The organism is Streptomyces glomeratus (genome assembly GCF_021462825.1).
Classification (GTDB): domain Bacteria; phylum Actinomycetota; class Actinomycetes; order Streptomycetales; family Streptomycetaceae; genus Streptomyces; species Streptomyces glomeratus.
Genome location: NZ_JAKEEB010000008.1, coordinates 158388 through 174609, shown reverse-complemented (window position 1 = coordinate 174609; position 16222 = coordinate 158388). Strand labels below are relative to the sequence as shown.

General features: G+C 70.2%; 12 protein-coding genes and 1 tRNA gene. 5 read left to right on the top strand and 8 right to left on the bottom strand.

The features are described 5' to 3' along the window. Window positions 1–4 precede the first annotated feature (4 nt). Window positions 5–916, top strand: a complete 912-nt coding sequence (locus tag LZ604_RS12445; protein WP_234515101.1) for an ABC transporter ATP-binding protein — start codon at window positions 5–7, stop codon at window positions 914–916. Beyond that, window positions 913–1629 (top strand): ABC transporter ATP-binding protein, encoded by a 717-nt coding sequence (locus LZ604_RS12440; protein ID WP_234515100.1) that lies wholly within the window; start codon window positions 913–915, stop codon window positions 1627–1629. Before LZ604_RS12445 ends, LZ604_RS12440 begins: the two co-directional genes overlap by 4 nt. A 102-nt stretch (window positions 1630–1731) precedes the next feature. Here LZ604_RS12440 and LZ604_RS12435 read toward each other — a convergent pair whose 3' ends face one another. After that, window positions 1732–2382, bottom strand: a complete 651-nt coding sequence (locus LZ604_RS12435; protein ID WP_234515099.1) for an ANTAR domain-containing response regulator — start codon at window positions 2380–2382, stop codon at window positions 1732–1734. A 98-nt stretch (window positions 2383–2480) separates the two neighbouring features. On the opposite strand from LZ604_RS12435, the gene LZ604_RS12430 reads away from it, so the two are divergent. Beyond that, a tRNA-Leu gene (locus LZ604_RS12430) sits at window positions 2481–2563 on the top strand. Window positions 2564–3093: 530 nt separating this feature from the next. On the opposite strand, the gene pyk is transcribed toward LZ604_RS12430, so the two are convergent. Beyond that, window positions 3094–4530, bottom strand: a complete 1437-nt coding sequence (gene pyk, locus LZ604_RS12425) for a pyruvate kinase (protein WP_234515098.1) — start codon at window positions 4528–4530, stop codon at window positions 3094–3096. Between the two features lie 374 nt (window positions 4531–4904). Between pyk and LZ604_RS12420 the strand changes: the two genes are divergently transcribed. After that, window positions 4905–6710, top strand: coding sequence for a bifunctional metallophosphatase/5'-nucleotidase (locus LZ604_RS12420; RefSeq protein WP_234515097.1), 1806 nt, complete (start codon window positions 4905–4907; stop codon window positions 6708–6710). A 212-nt stretch (window positions 6711–6922) separates the two neighbouring features. On the opposite strand, the gene LZ604_RS12415 is transcribed toward LZ604_RS12420, so the two are convergent. The 6 genes from LZ604_RS12415 to LZ604_RS12390 all read right to left on the bottom strand — a co-directional run bounded on the left by LZ604_RS12415 (window position 6923) and on the right by LZ604_RS12390 (window position 15018). Further along, window positions 6923–8371, bottom strand: a complete 1449-nt coding sequence (locus LZ604_RS12415; RefSeq protein WP_234515096.1) for a lysine N(6)-hydroxylase/L-ornithine N(5)-oxygenase family protein — start codon at window positions 8369–8371, stop codon at window positions 6923–6925. Beyond that, window positions 8368–9732 (bottom strand): pyridoxal phosphate-dependent decarboxylase family protein, encoded by a 1365-nt coding sequence (locus LZ604_RS12410; RefSeq protein WP_234515095.1) that lies wholly within the window; start codon window positions 9730–9732, stop codon window positions 8368–8370. Before LZ604_RS12410 ends, LZ604_RS12415 begins: the two co-directional genes overlap by 4 nt. A 566-nt stretch (window positions 9733–10298) precedes the next feature. Continuing rightward, window positions 10299–12800 carry an aminopeptidase N gene (gene pepN, locus LZ604_RS12405; protein WP_234515094.1) on the bottom strand — a complete coding sequence of 834 codons (2502 nt, stop codon included), beginning with the start codon at window positions 12798–12800 and terminating at the stop codon, window positions 10299–10301. Between the two features lie 203 nt (window positions 12801–13003). Further along, window positions 13004–13561 carry a response regulator gene (locus LZ604_RS12400; RefSeq protein ID WP_234515093.1) on the bottom strand — a complete coding sequence of 186 codons (558 nt, stop codon included), beginning with the start codon at window positions 13559–13561 and terminating at the stop codon, window positions 13004–13006. Between the two features lie 139 nt (window positions 13562–13700). Next, complete coding sequence (locus LZ604_RS12395) at window positions 13701–14051, bottom strand: chorismate mutase (RefSeq protein WP_234515092.1); 351 nt, start codon at window positions 14049–14051, stop codon at window positions 13701–13703. A 187-nt stretch (window positions 14052–14238) separates the two neighbouring features. Further along, window positions 14239–15018, bottom strand: a complete 780-nt coding sequence (locus LZ604_RS12390; protein ID WP_234515091.1) for a S1 family peptidase — start codon at window positions 15016–15018, stop codon at window positions 14239–14241. A gap of 265 nt (window positions 15019–15283) precedes the next feature. Between LZ604_RS12390 and LZ604_RS12385 the strand changes: the two genes are divergently transcribed. After that, window positions 15284–16180 (top strand): hypothetical protein, encoded by an 897-nt coding sequence (locus LZ604_RS12385; protein WP_234515090.1) that lies wholly within the window; start codon window positions 15284–15286, stop codon window positions 16178–16180. The last annotated feature ends 42 nt before the right edge of the window (window positions 16181–16222 follow it).

Here is a 16222-nt window from a genome sequence, read left to right as displayed (position 1 = left end):
CACGATGACTACCGACACCACCACCAAGGACGCCACCGCCGGCGCCTCCGCACCCGGCGAAGTCGTGCTCGACGCCCGCGGCGTCACCATGCGGTTCGGCGGCCTGACGGCCGTACGCAACGTCGACTTCACCGTCAAGAGCGGGGAGATCGTCGGCCTGATCGGGCCCAACGGCGCCGGCAAGACGACCTTCTTCAACTGCCTCACCGGCCTCTACATCCCCACCGAGGGCGAGGTCCGCTACAAGGGCAACGTCCTGCCGCCCAAGTCCTACAAGGTCACCGCGGCCGGCATCGCCCGCACCTTCCAGAACATCCGTCTGTTCGCCAACATGACCGTTCTGGAGAACGTACTCGTCGGCCGCCACACCCGCACCAAGGAGGGCCTCTGGTCCGCCCTCCTGCGCGGCCCCGGCTTCCACAAGGCGGAGGCCGCCTCCCGCGAACGCGCCATGGAACTCCTGGAGTTCGTCGGCCTCGCCGGCAAGGCCGACCACCTGGCCCGCAACCTCCCCTACGGCGAACAGCGCAAGCTCGAGATCGCACGCGCCCTCGCCAGCGAACCGGGCCTGCTGCTCCTCGACGAGCCGACCGCCGGCATGAACCCACAGGAGACCCGCGCCACCGAGGAACTGGTCTTCGCCATCCGCGACAAGGGCATCGCCGTCCTCGTCATCGAGCACGACATGCGCTTCATCTTCAACCTCTGCGACCGCGTCGCCGTCCTCGTCCAGGGCGAGAAGCTCGTCGAGGGCGACAGCGCGACCGTCCAGGGCGACGAACGCGTCATCGCCGCCTACCTCGGCGAACCCTTCGAGGACGCCCCCGGCGACGAAGAGGTCGCCGAGGTCGAGGCCGCCGAGGCACAGGCCGAGACCACGACGGACGCCGCGCCCGGCAAGGAGAACGACCGATGACCGCACTGCTCGAAGTCGAGGACCTCCGGGTCGCCTACGGCAAGATCGAAGCCGTCAAGGGCATCTCCTTCAAGGTCGACGCCGGCGAGGTCGTCACCCTCATCGGCACCAACGGCGCCGGCAAGACCACCACCCTGCGCACGCTCTCCGGCCTCCTCAAGCCGGTCGGCGGCCAGATCAAGTTCGACGGCAAGTCGCTCAAGAAGATCCCGGCCCACCAGGTGGTCTCCCTGGGCCTCGCCCACTCCCCCGAGGGCCGGCACATCTTCCCCCGCATGACCATCGAGGACAACCTGCGGCTCGGGGCCTTCCTGCGCAGCGACAAGCAGGGCATCGAGAAGGACATCCAGCGGGCCTACGACCTCTTCCCCATCCTCGGGGAGCGCAGGAAGCAGGCCGCGGGTACCCTCTCCGGCGGTGAACAGCAGATGCTGGCCATGGGCCGCGCCCTGATGTCCCAGCCGAAGCTGCTCATGCTCGACGAGCCGTCGATGGGTCTCTCCCCCATCATGATGCAGAAGATCATGGCGACGATCGCCGAGCTGAAGTCCCAGGGCACGACGATCCTCCTGGTCGAGCAGAACGCCCAGGCGGCGCTGTCGCTCGCCGACCACGGTCACGTGATGGAGGTCGGGAACATCGTGCTCTCCGGCACCGGGCGGGACCTGCTGCACGACGAGTCGGTGCGGAAGGCCTACCTCGGCGAGGACTGACCGGTCCTGCGGCCCGACAACGGCGAGGCCCGCACCCCCCTGAACCCGGGGGTGCGGGCCTCGCCGCACACGGATAGGCGCCGTGGACGCCCTACGCCCTGTTCAGCCCTTGGACGCCTTCTTCTCCTCGGCGTCCTGGATGACGGCCTCGGCGACCTGCTGCATCGACATGCGCCGGTCCATCGAGGTCTTCTGGATCCAGCGGAAGGCGGCCGGCTCGGTCAGCCCGTACTCCGTCTGCAGGATCGACTTCGCCCGGTCCACCAGCTTGCGGGTCTCCAGCCGCAGCGTGAGGTCCGCGACCTCCTTCTCCAGCGTCTTGAGCTCGTTGAACCGCGAGACGGCCATCTCGATCGCCGGGACGACGTCGCTCTTGCTGAACGGCTTCACCAGGTACGCCATGGCACCGGCGTCCCGCGCACGCTCCACGAGGTCGCGCTGGGAGAAGGCGGTCAGCATCAGCACCGGGGCGATACGCTCCTCGGCGATCTTCTCGGCCGCCGAGATGCCGTCCAGCTTCGGCATCTTCACATCGAGGATCACCAGGTCGGGCTTGTGCTCACGAGCCAGCTCCACGGCCTGCTCGCCGTCGCCGGCCTCACCGACGACCGTGTAGCCCTCTTCCTCGAGCATCTCCTTGAGGTCGAGCCGGATGAGCGCCTCGTCCTCCGCGATGACGACACGGGTCGTCAGCGGAGGCACGTGCGACTTGTCGTCGTCGGCAACGGGCTGGGGCGACTCGGGGGCGGTCACTCGGGCTCCTCGTACGGGCTGGGGCAGGTAGTGCTGCTTATGCAGCCTACCTAGAGGCGCCGGCCGATGATGACCCGGTACACTCTCGGAAGTGCCGAGCCGGGTTGGTGGAACGGTATACACGGAGGTCTCAAACACCTCTGCCTGTGAGGGCTTGCGGGTTCGAATCCCGCACCCGGCACATTCTTTTGAGCGGAGGCTCACGTTCGCGTGAACCTCCGCTTTTTGCTGCGCCAAGTCACGCACCGTGACGCAGAGTGGCCGCATGGAGCAGCACCTTCGATTCGGTCGCCTGGTGGCGCAGCGAAGACCGCGGAGCGCGCGGTGAGACATACGAGCGGCCCACGGACTGCCCCCGCTGTACCGGGCGCGGCTTCGACCGCGACGCGTACGCCTATCTGCTCGGTCTCCACCTCGGTGATGGCCACATCATCGCCAGGCCCGGGCAGCACCACCTGTCCATCTTCTGCAACGCCAACCAGACAGGCCTGATCGCCGCGGCCGAGGACGCGATGCGCAGGGTGAGGCCCCTGCCGAGGATCAAGCGGCGTCACAAGGCGGGTTGCGTCGAGGTCAAGTCGTACACGGAGCACTGGACTTGCATGTTCCCCCAGCACGGCCCCGGTAGGAAGCACGAGCGCCGGATCCGAAGTACTGACACCCCGGGACGGCGGAAGGGCCCGGGAGGGGCCCTTCGCGCGTGGGGTCGGGCTAGCTGGGGCTGTCGTCCTCGCCGATGTGGTGGACCCGCACCATGTTCGTCGAGCCCGACACCCCGGGCGGCGAGCCCGCGGTGATCACCACGATGTCGCCCCTCTGACAGCGGCCGTACTTCAGCAACAGCTCGTCGACCTGGTCGACCATGGCGTCCGTGGAGTCGACGTGCGGACCGAGGAAGGTCTCCACGCCCCAGCTGAGGTTCAGCTGGGAGCGCGTGGCCGGCTCGGGGGTGAAGGCGAGGAGCGGGATCGGGGAGCGGTAGCGGGACAGCCGGCGGGCGGTGTCGCCCGACTGGGTGAAGGCGACCAGGAACTTCGCTCCGAGGAAGTCGCCGATCTCCGCCGCGGCGCGGGCGACCGCGCCGCCCTGGGTGCGCGGCTTGCTGCTCTCGGTCAGGGGCGGCAGGCCCTTGGCGAGGATGTCCTCCTCGGCCGCCGAGACGATGCGGGCCATCGTGCGGACCGTCTCGACGGGGTGGTTGCCGACGCTGGTCTCGCCGGAGAGCATCACGGCGTCGGTGCCGTCGATGACGGCGTTCGCGACGTCCGAGGCCTCGGCGCGCGTCGGACGCGAGTTCTCGATCATCGAGTCGAGCATCTGGGTGGCGACGATGACGGGCTTGGCATTGCGCTTGGCGAGCTTGATCGCGCGCTTCTGGACGATGGGCACCTGTTCCAGTGGCATTTCGACGCCCAGGTCGCCGCGCGCCACCATGATGCCGTCGAAGGCCGCCACGATGTCGTCGATGTTCTCGACCGCCTGCGGTTTCTCCACCTTGGCGATGACGGGGAGGCGGCGGCCCTCGTCCTCCATGATGCGGTGGACGTCCTTGATGTCCCGGCCGCTGCGGACGAAGGAGAGGGCGATGACGTCGAAGCCGGTGCGCAGGGCCCAGCGGAGGTCGTCCTCGTCCTTCTTGGACAGCGCGGGGACGGAGACCGCGACGCCCGGCAGGTTCAGCCCCTTGTGGTCCGAGACCATGCCGCCCTCGACGACCGTGGTGTGGACCCGGGGGCCGTCGACGGACGTGACCTCCAAACAGACCTTGCCGTCGTCGACGAGGATGCGTTCGCCGGGGGTGACGTCGGAGGCGAGGCCTGCATAGGTGGTGCCGCAGGTCTGGCGGTCCCCTTCGACGCCCTCCTCCACGGTGATGGTGAAGGTGTCCCCGCGTTCAAGGAGTACGGGGCCTTCGGCGAATCGACCGAGTCTGATCTTCGGGCCCTGAAGGTCGGCCAGGATTCCCACGCTGCGGCCGGTCTCGTCGGAAGCCCTGCGTACGCGCTGGTAACGCTCCTCGTGTTCGGCGTAGCTGCCGTGGCTGAGGTTGAAGCGGGCGATGTCCATTCCGGCTTCGACCAGTGCCTTGATCTGGTCGTACGAGTCGGTGGCGGGCCCCAATGTACAAACGATCTTCGCTCGGCGCATGCTTCGAGCGTATGCCTTACCGGCCGGTAGAGAATTCGTTGCGCGTGACTACTCAACAACCTTTGCGTGAAGCCTTATTGACAAGTGTTGAATTGTGCGGTGGCGCGCTCCGATGAGCATCCCTGAGGAAAACCGGAGCGAAATACGCGCGGTTTTCGCCGGCACTCGCATTCCCCGTGGCCCACGTGATGCGGTGCGGCTGCGGCCGGGGCGGCGAACGGTGACGCATGCGTGGATACCCGCTCCGTCACGGATGGTCTGACGGGCGGTCATATACCGGTCACCAGATCGAAACCTCCGGGGCCTGTTGCGACTGGTCATGGTCGGGTCAGAATCTACGCGCGTTGTTGACCATTCCTCGAGGAGTACGAGAGATGCCGTTGAACCGCCGGAAGTTCCTGAAGAGATCCGCTGTGACCGGGGCGGGGGTGGCGCTGGCGGGTTCCGCGGCGGCTCCGGCGGCGCGGGCGGCGTCCGTGGCCCCGGCGAAGAAGGGCCCGAAGCGGTATGCGCTGACGGTGATGGGGACGACGGATCTGCACGGACACGTCTTCAACTGGGACTACTTCAAGGACGCGGAGTACGCGGACAAGGCCGGCAACGCGATGGGCCTGGCCCGGATCTCGACTCTGGTGAACCAGGTCAGGCAGGAGAAGGGCCGCTGCAACACGCTGCTGCTCGACGCGGGCGACACGATCCAGGGCACTCCGCTGACGTACTACTACGCCAAGGTCGACCCGATCACGGCCAAGGGCGGCCCCGTGCACCCGATGGCGCAGGCCATGAACGCGATCGGGTACGACGCGGTGGCGCTCGGGAACCACGAGTTCAACTACGGCATCGAGACGCTGCGGAAGTTCGAGTCGCAGTGTCACTTCCCGTTGCTCGGCGCGAACGCGCTGGACGCGAAGACACAGAGGCCGGCCTTCCCCCCGTACCTCATCAAGAAGTTCCATGTGCCGGGCGCCCCGCCGGTGAAGGTCGCGGTCCTCGGCCTGACCAACCCGGGCATCGCGATCTGGGACAAGGCGTATGTGCAGGGGAGGTTGACCTTCCCGGGCCTTGAGGAGCAGGCGGCCAAGTGGGTGCCGAAGCTCAGGTCGATGGGTGCGGACGTGGTGGTGGTGTCGGCACACTCCGGTTCCTCCGGGACCTCGTCGTACGGTGACCAGCTGCCGTACGTCGAGAACGCGGCCGCCAATGTGGCCCGACAGGTGCCGGGCATCGACGCCATCCTGGTGGGCCACGCGCATGTGGAGATCCCCGAGCTGAAGGTCACCAACGAGCAGACGGGGAAGACGGTCGTGCTGTCCGAGCCGCTGTGCTTCGCGGAGCGGCTCACGCTCTTCGACATCGAGCTGGTCTTCGCCAAGGGCAGGTGGGAGGTCGAGTCCGTCGCGGCCTCCCTGCGCAACGCGAACACGGTCGCCGACGACCCGAACATCACCAAGCTGCTGTCCGACGAGCACGCCGCCGTGGTGAAGTACGTCAACCAGGTGGTCGGCCGGGCGACGGAGACGCTGACGACGGTGGAGGCGCGCTACAAGGACGCCCCGATCATCGACCTGATCACCAAGGTGCAGGAGGACGTGGTCAAGGCGGCGCTGGCAGGCACCGAGTACGCGTCGCTGCCGGTGCTCGCGCAGGCGTCGCCGTTCTCACGGACCTCGGAGATCCCGGCCGGCGATGTGACGATCCGGGATCTGTCGAGCCTGTACGTGTACGACAACACGCTGGTGGCGAAGCTGATGACGGGTGCGCAGCTTCGGGCGTACCTGGAGTACTCGGCGGAGTACTTCGTGCAGACGGCCGCGGACGCCACGGTGGACGTGGAGAAGCTGACCAACGCGGGCGGCCGGCCGGACTACAACTACGACTATGTGTCGGGGCTGCGCTACGACATCGACATCGCCCAGGCGGCGGGTTCCCGTGTGAAGAACCTGACCTACCGCGGTGCCCCCCTGGACGACGCCCAGCAGTTCGTTTTCGCGGTGAACAACTACCGCGCCAACGGTGGCGGCGCCTTCCCGTACGTGGCCTCGGCGAAGGAGCTGTGGTCGGAGTCGACGGAGATCCGGACCAGGATCGCGGAGTGGGTGACCGCAAAGGGTCTTCTGGATCCGAAGGACTTCGCGTCGGTGGACTGGAAGCTGACGCGGAACGGCACGGCGGTCTTCTAGGGCCTTGGGTCTGCTGGGGCCTCGGGTCTGCTGGGGCCTCGGGTCCTCTGAGGCCCCAGGTTCTTTCGGGGCCTCAGACCCTCTGGGCCCCGCTTGCTTTGGGGCCCCAGCTTCTTTTGGGGCCTCAGCTTGTTTTGAGGTCTCAGCCTGTTTTGGGGCCTCAGGCCCTCTGGGACCCCGCTTCACTTGGGGCCCCGGCTTCTTTTGAGGCCTCAGACCCTCTGGGGCCTCGGATCGTGTCTTCCGGGGCCCCAGGTGCCGACTTCCGAGGTCCAGGTCCGGTTTTCCCGGGCCCGGGCCCCGGGTGGACCCGGCTGACTGAGTCCGAAGGTAGTGAAGGCCGTGCGCCGGGGCAGGGGGTAGGGCTCCTTGCCGGTGAGGGAGTTGAGGATGGTGGCGCTGCGCCAGGCGGCGAGGCCGAGGTCCGGGGTGCCGACGCCGTGGGTGTGGAGTTCGGCGTTCTGGACGTAGAGGCGGCCGGTGAGGGAGGGGTCGAGGATCATGCGGAACTGGTCGTCGATGCGGGGGCGCTCGCTGCTGTCGCGGCGCAGGTAGGGGGCGAGTCCGGCGAGGATGCGGTCGAGGGGACGTTCGCGGTAGCCGGTGGCGAGGACGACCGCGTCGGTGGTGAGGCGGGAACGGACGTTCTGCTGGGTGTGTTCCAGGTGCAGCTCGATCGTGGCGGTGGCGAGGCGTTCCGCGGTGTGGACGTGGACGCCGGGGGTGAGGACGGCGTCGGGCCAGCCGCCGTGCAGGGTGCGGCGGTACAGCTCGTCGTGGATGGCGGCGCTGGTGCCGGCGTCGATGCCCTTGTGGAGCTGCCACTGGGCCGAGACGAGGCGGTCGCGCACGGGTTCGACGAGGGCGTGGAAGTAGCGCGTGTAGTCGGGTGTGAAGTGCTCGAGGCCCAGCTTGGAGTACTCCATGGGGGCGAACGCCTCCGTGCGGGCGAGCCAGTGGATCCTCTCGTGCCCGGCCGGCCGGTGGCGCAGGAGGTCGAGGAAGACCTCGGCGCCCGACTGGCCCGCGCCGACGACGGTGATGTGCCCGGCGGTGAGGAACTCCTCGCGGTGGCGGAGGTAGTCCGCTGCGTGGATGACGGGCACGCCGGGGGCCTCGACGAGGGGGACCAGCGACTCGGGGACGTGCGGTTCGGTGCCGACGCCCAGCACGATGTTGCGCGCCCGAGTCCGGCCGAGGGCCTCGGCCTCGCCGTCCGGGTCGAGCCGGGTGAAGTCGACTTCGAAGACGTCGTTCTCCGGGTCCCAGCGGACGCTGTCGACCTGGTGGCCGAAGTGGAGTCCGGGGAGATGGCCGGCGACCCAGCGGCAGTAGGCGTCGTATTCGGCGCGCTGGATGTGGAAGCGCTCTGCGAAGTAGAAGGGGAAGAGGCGCTCGCGGCTCTTGAGGTAGTTGAGGAACGACCAGGGGCTGGCGGGGTCGGCGAGGGTCACCAGGTCGGCGAGGAAGGGGACCTGGAGGGTGGCGCCGTCGATGAGGAGGCCGGGGTGCCAGTCGAAGCCGGGGCGCTGTTCGTAGAAGGCGCTGTCGAGTTCGGCGAGGGGGTGGGCGAGGGCGGCGAGGGAGAGGTTGAACGGGCCGATGCCGATGCCGACCAGGTCGCGTGGGGCCGGGATGTCGTGGTACGGGAGGTGGATCATCGGGGCGTGCTTCCTTCCACCAGGTTCAGGAGCGCGGCCAGGTCGCCGGGCCCCGTGTGGGGGTTGAGGAGGGTGGCCTTGAGCCAGAGGCGGCCGTCGAGCCGGGCGCGGCCGAGGACGGCGCGGCCGCCGTGGAGGAGGGCGCGGCGGACGGCGGCGACGCTGTCGTCGGGGGCTTCGGCGGGCCGGAACAGGACGGTGCTGATGGTGGGCGCGGCGTACAGCTCGAAGGCGGGGTGTGCCGAGACGAGCTGCGCGAGTTCCTGTGCGCGGGCGCAGACCTGGTCGACGAGGGCGCCGAGTCCGGTCCGGCCGAGGGCTTTGAACGTGGCGGCGATCTTCAGGATGTCTGGGCGCCGGGTGGTGCGCAGGGAGCGCCCGAGGAGGTCGGGCAGGCCCGCCTCGGTGTCGTCGTCGGCGTTGAGGTAGTCCGCGCGGTGCTGCAGGGCCCGCAGGTCGTGCGGGTCCCGTACGGCGAGGAGGCCGGCGGCCACCGGCTGCCAGCCGAGTTTGTGCAGGTCGAGAGTGACGGTGTGGGCGCGGTCCAGGCCGTGGAGCTTGGGGCGGTGGCGGTCGCTGAAGAGAAGTCCGCCCCCGTATGCGGCGTCGATGTGGAGGCGGGCGTCATGGGCGGCGCACACATCGGCGATCTCGGGCAGGGGGTCGATGAGTCCGGCGTCGGTGGTGCCCGCCGTGGCGGCTACGAGGACCGGTTCGCGCGGTCCGGACAGACGGGTGAGGGCTTCGGCGAGGGCGCTGGGGTCGAGGGTGCCGCGCGGGGCGGGGAGCACCACGGGTTCGGGCAGGCCGAGGAGCCAGGCGGCGCGGGCCAGGGAGTGGTGGGCGCCTGCTCCGCAGACGAGCCGGACACGGCCGTGGGCTTCGCGGGCGAGGAGGAGGGCGAGCTGGTTGGACTCGGTGCCGCCGGTGGTGACGAGGGCGGCGGCCGCACCGGCCTCTTGGGCGAGGGCTTCGGTGACCAGGGCTTCCAGTTCGGATGCCGCCGGGGCCTGGTCCCAGGAGTCCAGGGACGGGTTGAGGGCCGAGGCGGCGAGGTCTGCGGCGGTGGCGACGGCGAGGGGCGGGCAGTGCAGGTGGGCCGCGCAGAGGGGGTCGGCGGGGTCGGCGGCGCCCTCGGCGAAGGCGCGTACGAGGGTGTGTAAGGCGTCAGGGTCGCCCTTCTGCGGCAGTACGTCGCCGACGGCGTCGCGGACCCGTGCGGCGACCGCCGCGGGACCGCCCGCGGGCAGCGGCCCGCCGCGCTGCCGTACGCCTTCCCGTAGGGCGTCGAGGACGGTGGCGAGCAGTGGCCCGAGGGCGGTCGGGCCTTCGGGTCCTGAGGCGAGGGGCGGCAAGCTCATGGGACGTCCTCCGGGCGCTGGGCGGGGGCAATCAGACCCGCATACGAGGGAGTTCACCCGCCCGCAGAGGACAACGATCCGACCCGGGAGCGGGTATCGGTGGTGGGCGGGACGTGTCAGGAGCGAACTGCCGGGGGGAGGCACGTTCACGTACCTGCGCCGCCCTGAGAGGGCGCGAGCCTGCCGGGCGCCCGGTGGCCCGTGGCGGGCGTGCGCCGACCGGACGCCCCGTGAGGCGGGTGCCGACCGCGTACCTGGGAAGGGACCCGCCCACGTCCGGAAGGGGGGACGCCTGCGGACGCCCGGCGGCGTGCGTGCGCAGGCCGGCAACCGGCAGGGAGCACGCCGGCCGGGCGGCCCGTGAGAGGAGCGTGTCGACCGGCACACCAGGGAGCCGGACGCGCCCATCCCCGCCCGCGAAAACGGGCGTACGGTGCAGGCGCCCGGCACAGGCATTCGCTGACGGCATCCAGCGGCGAGCACTCGCCCCGGCGCCTCGTAAGGGACGTGTGCCAAGCGCAACACACCCGGGTGCGGACGTGTGCCGACCGCACACCGGGCGTCGTCTACGCCTCGCGGACGCGCAGGGCGCGTGCCAGGTCGTCGAGTTCGTCGACGAGCCTGCGGTGCAGGGCCGGGACGAGGTCCGTCTTGCGCAGGCACTTCTCGCCGCGGCGGAGGGTGTCCGCGTCGACAGCGTGGTGCGGGAAGGCCCAGCGGCCGGCGGCGGCGGCGATGGCGGGGCCGCGGCGGGCGGCGACGGCGGGCGCGTCGGTCCAGTAGCGGTCGACGTACTCCGCGACGAGGTCGGCCTGTTCGGGCTGCCAGAAGCCCTGCGCGGTGGCGGTGAACAGGTAGTTGGACAGGTCGTCGGTGGCGAACATCGCGTCCCAGGCGCGCCGCTTGGCCTCGGGGTCGGGCAGGGCGGCGCGGCAGCGGGCGGCGCCTTCCTGGCCGGTGGCGCTGGGGTCGCGCTCGAGTTCCCCGTCGATGGTGGCCTCGTCGACGGCGCCGAGGACGGCGAGGCGGCCCAGGATGCGCCAGCGCAGTTCGGGGTCGAGTTCGGGACCGCCGGGCACCGTGCCGTCGGCGAGCCAGGCGGCGATGGTGTCGGGGTGGGCGGCGGCGTCGATGAAGTGGCGTACGGCGATCAGCCGCAGCCCGGGGTGGGAACCGTCCTCGGTGCGGCGGATGAGGTCGCGGCACAGATGGGTGAGGGTGGTGAGGGCGGCGGGCCGTTCCTCGGCGGGCAGGTAGCGGTCGGCGACCTGGGTGGAGGCGAAGGCGAGGACGCCTTCGGCGAGGGCCAGGTCGGTTTCGTGCGGGAGGTGGGTCCGGGCGGTCTCCAGGTAGGCGGCGGCGGGGAGGCGGCCGTCGCGCACGGCGTCGCGCAGGGCGTTCCACACGACCGCGCGGCTGAGCGGTTCGGGCACGGCGGACAGTGCGCCCCGGACGGCCGTGAAGGAGTCGGGGTCGAAGCGGACCTTGGCGTAGGTGAGGTCGCCGTCGTTGAGCAGGAGCAGGGCGGGACGCTTCCCGAGGGGCTGCGGCGCGCTCTGCGGGATGTCCAGTTCGAGGCGTTCGCGCAGGGTGAGGCCGCCGTCGTCGGAGAGGTCCTGGTCGTAGAGGCCGACGGCGATGCGGTGGGGGCGGCTGCCGTCGTGGGCGACGGTCAGGGAGTATGTGCCGTCGTCGGCCTGGGTGAGGTGCGGGGTGAGGGTGTCGACGCCGGTGGTGCGCAGCCAGGAGTCGGCCCAGGCGTGCACGTCCCGCTCGGTGGCGTCGGCGAGGGAGTCGACGAAGTCGGCGAGCGTGGCGTTGCCGAAGCGGTGGCGGGTGAAGTGGGTGTTGATGCCGGCGAGGAAGTCCTTCTCGCCGAGCCAGGCCACCAGCTGCCGCAGCGCGGAGGCACCCTTGGCGTAGGAGATGCCGTCGAAGTTGAGGAGTGCGGAGGCGGTGTCGTCGACAGCGTCGGGGGCCACGGGGTGGGTGGAGGGCCGCTGGTCCGCGTCGTATCCCCAGGCCTTCCGGGCGACGCCGAAGTCGGTCCAGGTGTCCGTGAAGCGGGTGGCCTCGGTCAGGGTCTGGTAGCCCATGTACTCGGCGAAGGACTCGTTCAGCCAGATGTCGTCCCACCAGCGCAGGGTGACGAGGTCGCCGAACCACATGTGGGCCATCTCGTGAGCGATGACCATGGCACGGGTCTGGCGCTGGGTGTCCGTGACGGCGGAGCGGTAGACGAACTCGTCGCGGAAGGTGACGAGGCCGGGGTTCTCCATGGCCCCGGCGTTGAACTCGGGGACGAACGCCTGGTCGTAGGAGTCGAAGGGGTAGGGCTCCTCGAACTTCTCGTGGTAGCGGTCGAAGCACTGGCGGGTGATCTCGAGGAGTTCGTCCGCGTCGGCGTCGAGGTAGGGGGCGAGGGAGCGGCGGCAGTGGATGCCGAAGGGCAGTCCGCGGTGCTCGGTGCGCACGGAGTGCCAGGGGCCGGCGGCGACGGCGACGAGGTAGGTGGAGATGAGGGGGGTCGCGGCGGCGCGCCAGGTGCCTTCGCCCTCGTGGGTCGTGACGCCGTTGGCGAGGACACTCCAGCCTTCGGGGGCCTTGACGGTCAGCTCGAAGACGGCCTTGAGGTCGGGCTGGTCGAAGGCGGCGAAGACGCGCTGGACGTCGTCCAGGAACAGCTGGGTGTAGACGTAGGTCTCGCCGTCGGTGGGGTCGGTGAAGCGGTGCATGCCCTCGCCGGTGTGCGAGTAGCGCATGGCGGCGTCGATGCGCAGTTCGTGCTCGCCGGCCGTGAGGCCCTTGAGGGGCAGCCGGTTCTCGTCGAGGGTCTCGGGGTCCAGGGGCTGTCCGTCCAGCGTTGCGGAGCGCAGCTCGGCGGGCTTGAGCTCGACGAAGGTGTCCGCGGCCTTCCGGTCACCGCTCACCGTGAAGTGGATGACGGTACGGGAGTCGAAGGTCTCGTCGCCGCGGGTCAGGTCGAGGGCGATCTCGTAGCGGTGGACGTCGAGGAGCCTGGCACGGGTCTGCGCTTCGTCGCGCGTCAGTACGGACATGAGGGACATGCTGCCTGATGCCGCCGACAGCGCACAGGGGTGATCCCGGTACACGCCCTTTGTCCGCTTCCCTTGCCGCCTTCTCGCGCCCTGTCGCTCGGCTCGCGTGCGCGTTTTGTGCCGTTCGCATGCACCCTCGCGTCGTCCGCCTGGGCGCTCCGTGGCGCCTTCGGGCGCCTCTCGTGCGGGCCTGTGGGCTGCGCCGGTGGCGCCTACGGCTGTCTCTCGCGCCGTGCCTGGGTGCCCCCGGGGGATGTGCCCTCGGCGGCGTCCTCGCGCTGGCCCGGCAGGTATGCGTCCGGATACGGGAGGGCGGGTGCCGGGGGCGCGCCGGGCCCCTTGAGCCGGGCGCGCAGGGCGCGTACCTCGCGTTCGAGGGCCTGGGAGCGCTGGTGGGCGTTGTAGAGGTAGCGGACCTTGGTGCGCAGGGACCAGGGGTCGACGGGTTTCATCAACAGGTCGGCGACACCGAGGCCGAAGGCGGCGGAGGTGAGTGCGGCGTCGGGACCGAAACCGGTGAGGAGGATGACCGGGATGTGCTGGGTCTGCTCCACGCGCCGCATGTAGCGCACGACGTCGAGTCCGCCCACCCCGGGCATGCACACATCGAGGAGCAGGAGGCCCACCTGACCCCGCAGGACCTCCTTGAGCGCGCCGTCGCCGCTGGTCGCACGGATGAGCCGGTGGCCCAGCGGGGCCAGTGCGCTCTCCAGGGCGTAGAGCATGTCCTGGTGGTCGTCGACGATGAGAATGCTCGCATCAGACGGCATGGCCCGACGTCCCCTCGTTTGGGCAACCAGCTTATGCCCGAACCGTCCTATCCCACGTTCCTTTGACCTGACAAAGAGTCACTCGGCCGAACGGGCGACCACGCGCCCGACGACCGGCGCGGGCCGTGGGCGCGGGAGGTCAGTTCCCCGTTGTGTCGGCGGCGGACGTGGCGTCCTCGGCGATGCGCTCGTGGTGGCGGATGACCTCGGCGATGATGAAGTTGAGCAGCTTCTCCGCGAAGGCGGGGTCGAGCTTGGCGCTCTCGGCGAGCCGGCGGAGGCGGGCGATCTGGGCGGCCTCGCGGGCCGGGTCGGCGGGCGGCAGGTGATGTGCGGCCTTGAGGTGGCCGACCCGCTGGGTGCACTTGAAGCGTTCGGCGAGCATATGGACGACGGCGGCGTCGATGTTGTCGATGCTGTCGCGAAGCCTGGCGAGCTCGGCGCGGACGGCCGGGTCGGCATCGCCGCCGGCGGTGTTGCGGGTGGTCATGAGCGACCACCCTACGGGGCGCGCGGGCGCCCTCCCACTCCTGTCCGGACTGCGGATCGTCTCCGAGGTCAGGCGGTCGGCGGGAGAGCGCCCACGACCGGCGAAGCTCGGCCCACGGAAAGCACCCGCGGCCGGAGTGGGCCGCGGGCGCCTCGTACCCGTCAGGGGGTACGTTCCCAGGGTCTCGCTAGAGGCCGGCGGCGGCGCGGGCTATATCCCCCGCGAACGTCGAGACCTCGGTGTAGACGCCGGGGTAGCCGGCCCGTGCGCAGCCCTCGCCCCAGCTGACGATGCCGACCTGGAGGTACGCGCCCGTGCTGTCCCTGCGGAACATGGGCCCGCCGGAGTCGCCCTGGCAGGTGTCGACGCCGCCCTGCGGGAACCCGGCGCAGATCTCCTCGCCGGGCACCAGGTCGTTGCCGTAGGCGCGCTGGCAGGTGGCGTCGTCGACGAAGGGGACCTGGGCCTTGAGCAGATAGCGCTGCTGGCCGCCGCCCTCGCGGGCCGCACCCCAGCCGATGATGGAGAAGTCGCCGTTGTTGTACGCGCTGCTGGTCGCGATCGGCAGCGTGGGCAGGTCGACGGCCTTGGCAAGCTTGATCAGCGCCCAGTCCCTGCCCTTGCCGCTGTAGCCCGGGGCCTGCAGCACCTTGGTCGACTTCACCTTGATCGCGCTGCTGCTGCGCAGGTCCACGACGCCGGCGGTTGCGGTGATGGAGGTGTTGGTGCCGGATCCGCTGACGCAGTGCGCGGCGGTCAGGACGATGTTCTTGGTGTACAGGGCCCCGCCGCAGCCCATGGAGAGCCGCACCATGAACGGGAACTCACCCTGCGCGGCACGGGTCCCGCCGACGACGGGCTGGGGAGCCGCCTGCGCCGACAGGGGTTGGAGCGAGAGGGCGGCGAGCGCGACCGTGAGGGCCGCGAGGGCTCTCTTGAGGCCGCCGGTCTTCTTGAGAAGCTTCACCGTGCTTCCTTCCGTGGGGGGTTGACCGCCCGGCGGCAGCACGCGGATATCATGTATGACATGCTCCCGCCAAGCCTTTACGGATTATTGGGAGTATCGGACGCTGCCGACAAGAACCGGTTTCCGGCCAGACGGCGCACGGTGCGACCGCCGGGCGCCCGCGCACGCCCGCCGCGGGAGGAAACGTGCATACGGCCGGTGCATACGGCCGGAAGGAAGCACGCATACAGTGGAGGCACAGCCGGCGTCTTCAGGGGGTGCGGACGTGGCGAACGGCGGACCGGTCGAGCACGGCTATCCACATCTGGACATGGTGCGGACGGCCATCACCGCGCTGTACAAGCGGCTGTCGTACGACACCATCCGCACCTTCGCGGCCAGCGTGGCCCCGGCCGACGTGGCCTTCTCCGACCAGGACGACCTGTACCTCGGCGCGCAGCGAGTGGCGCACGAGATGGTGCGCCACTACCGGCTGCCGGACGCCAGGATCATCGTCAGCTTCCGCGAGATGATCCACGCGGCGAATGTGGAACTCGCCGCCGGGCCCGAGTACTTCGTGGAGCTGAACGACCGGTTCCGCACCCACCGCCGGGATATCGGCGCGGCCCTGGCGCACGAGGTGATGCATGTCTATCTGCACCGCCTCGACCTTTCCTTCCCCGGCACCCGGGACAACGAGATCCTCACCGACACGGCGGCGACCTACCTGGGCGCGGGCTGGCTGCTCCTCGACGCCTACCGCGAGGACGGCGCCTCGTCGCAGAAGCTCGGCTACCTCACCCCGGAGGAGTTCGGCTACGTCCTCGCCAAGCGGGCGCTGCTGTTCGGCGAGGATCCCGCGATCTGGTTCACCAGCCCGCAGGCGTACACGGCGTACACGAAGGGCCTGGCCCAGGCCCGCCGCGACGAGCAGCAGCCGCCGTTGACGGCGGCCGGCTGGGCCGGCCGCCACCGCTACGCCAGGGACCGCCGGCACGCCCAGGACCACTCCGAGCCCGACTCGCATCCGGGCGCGCCCTACTCCTTCACCTCGGCCGGCCGCGGCCCGCTGGGTGTCTGCTTCCCCTGTCCGACCTGCCACCAGCGGATCAAGGTGCCCGTGCGGGGGCGGGTGCGGGCCCGCTGCGGGCTGTGCCGGACCGTGCTGGAGTGCGACACCTGAGGCCCGGCCGGCACCGGATGCGCCGGGAAGGTCCCCGAAGGA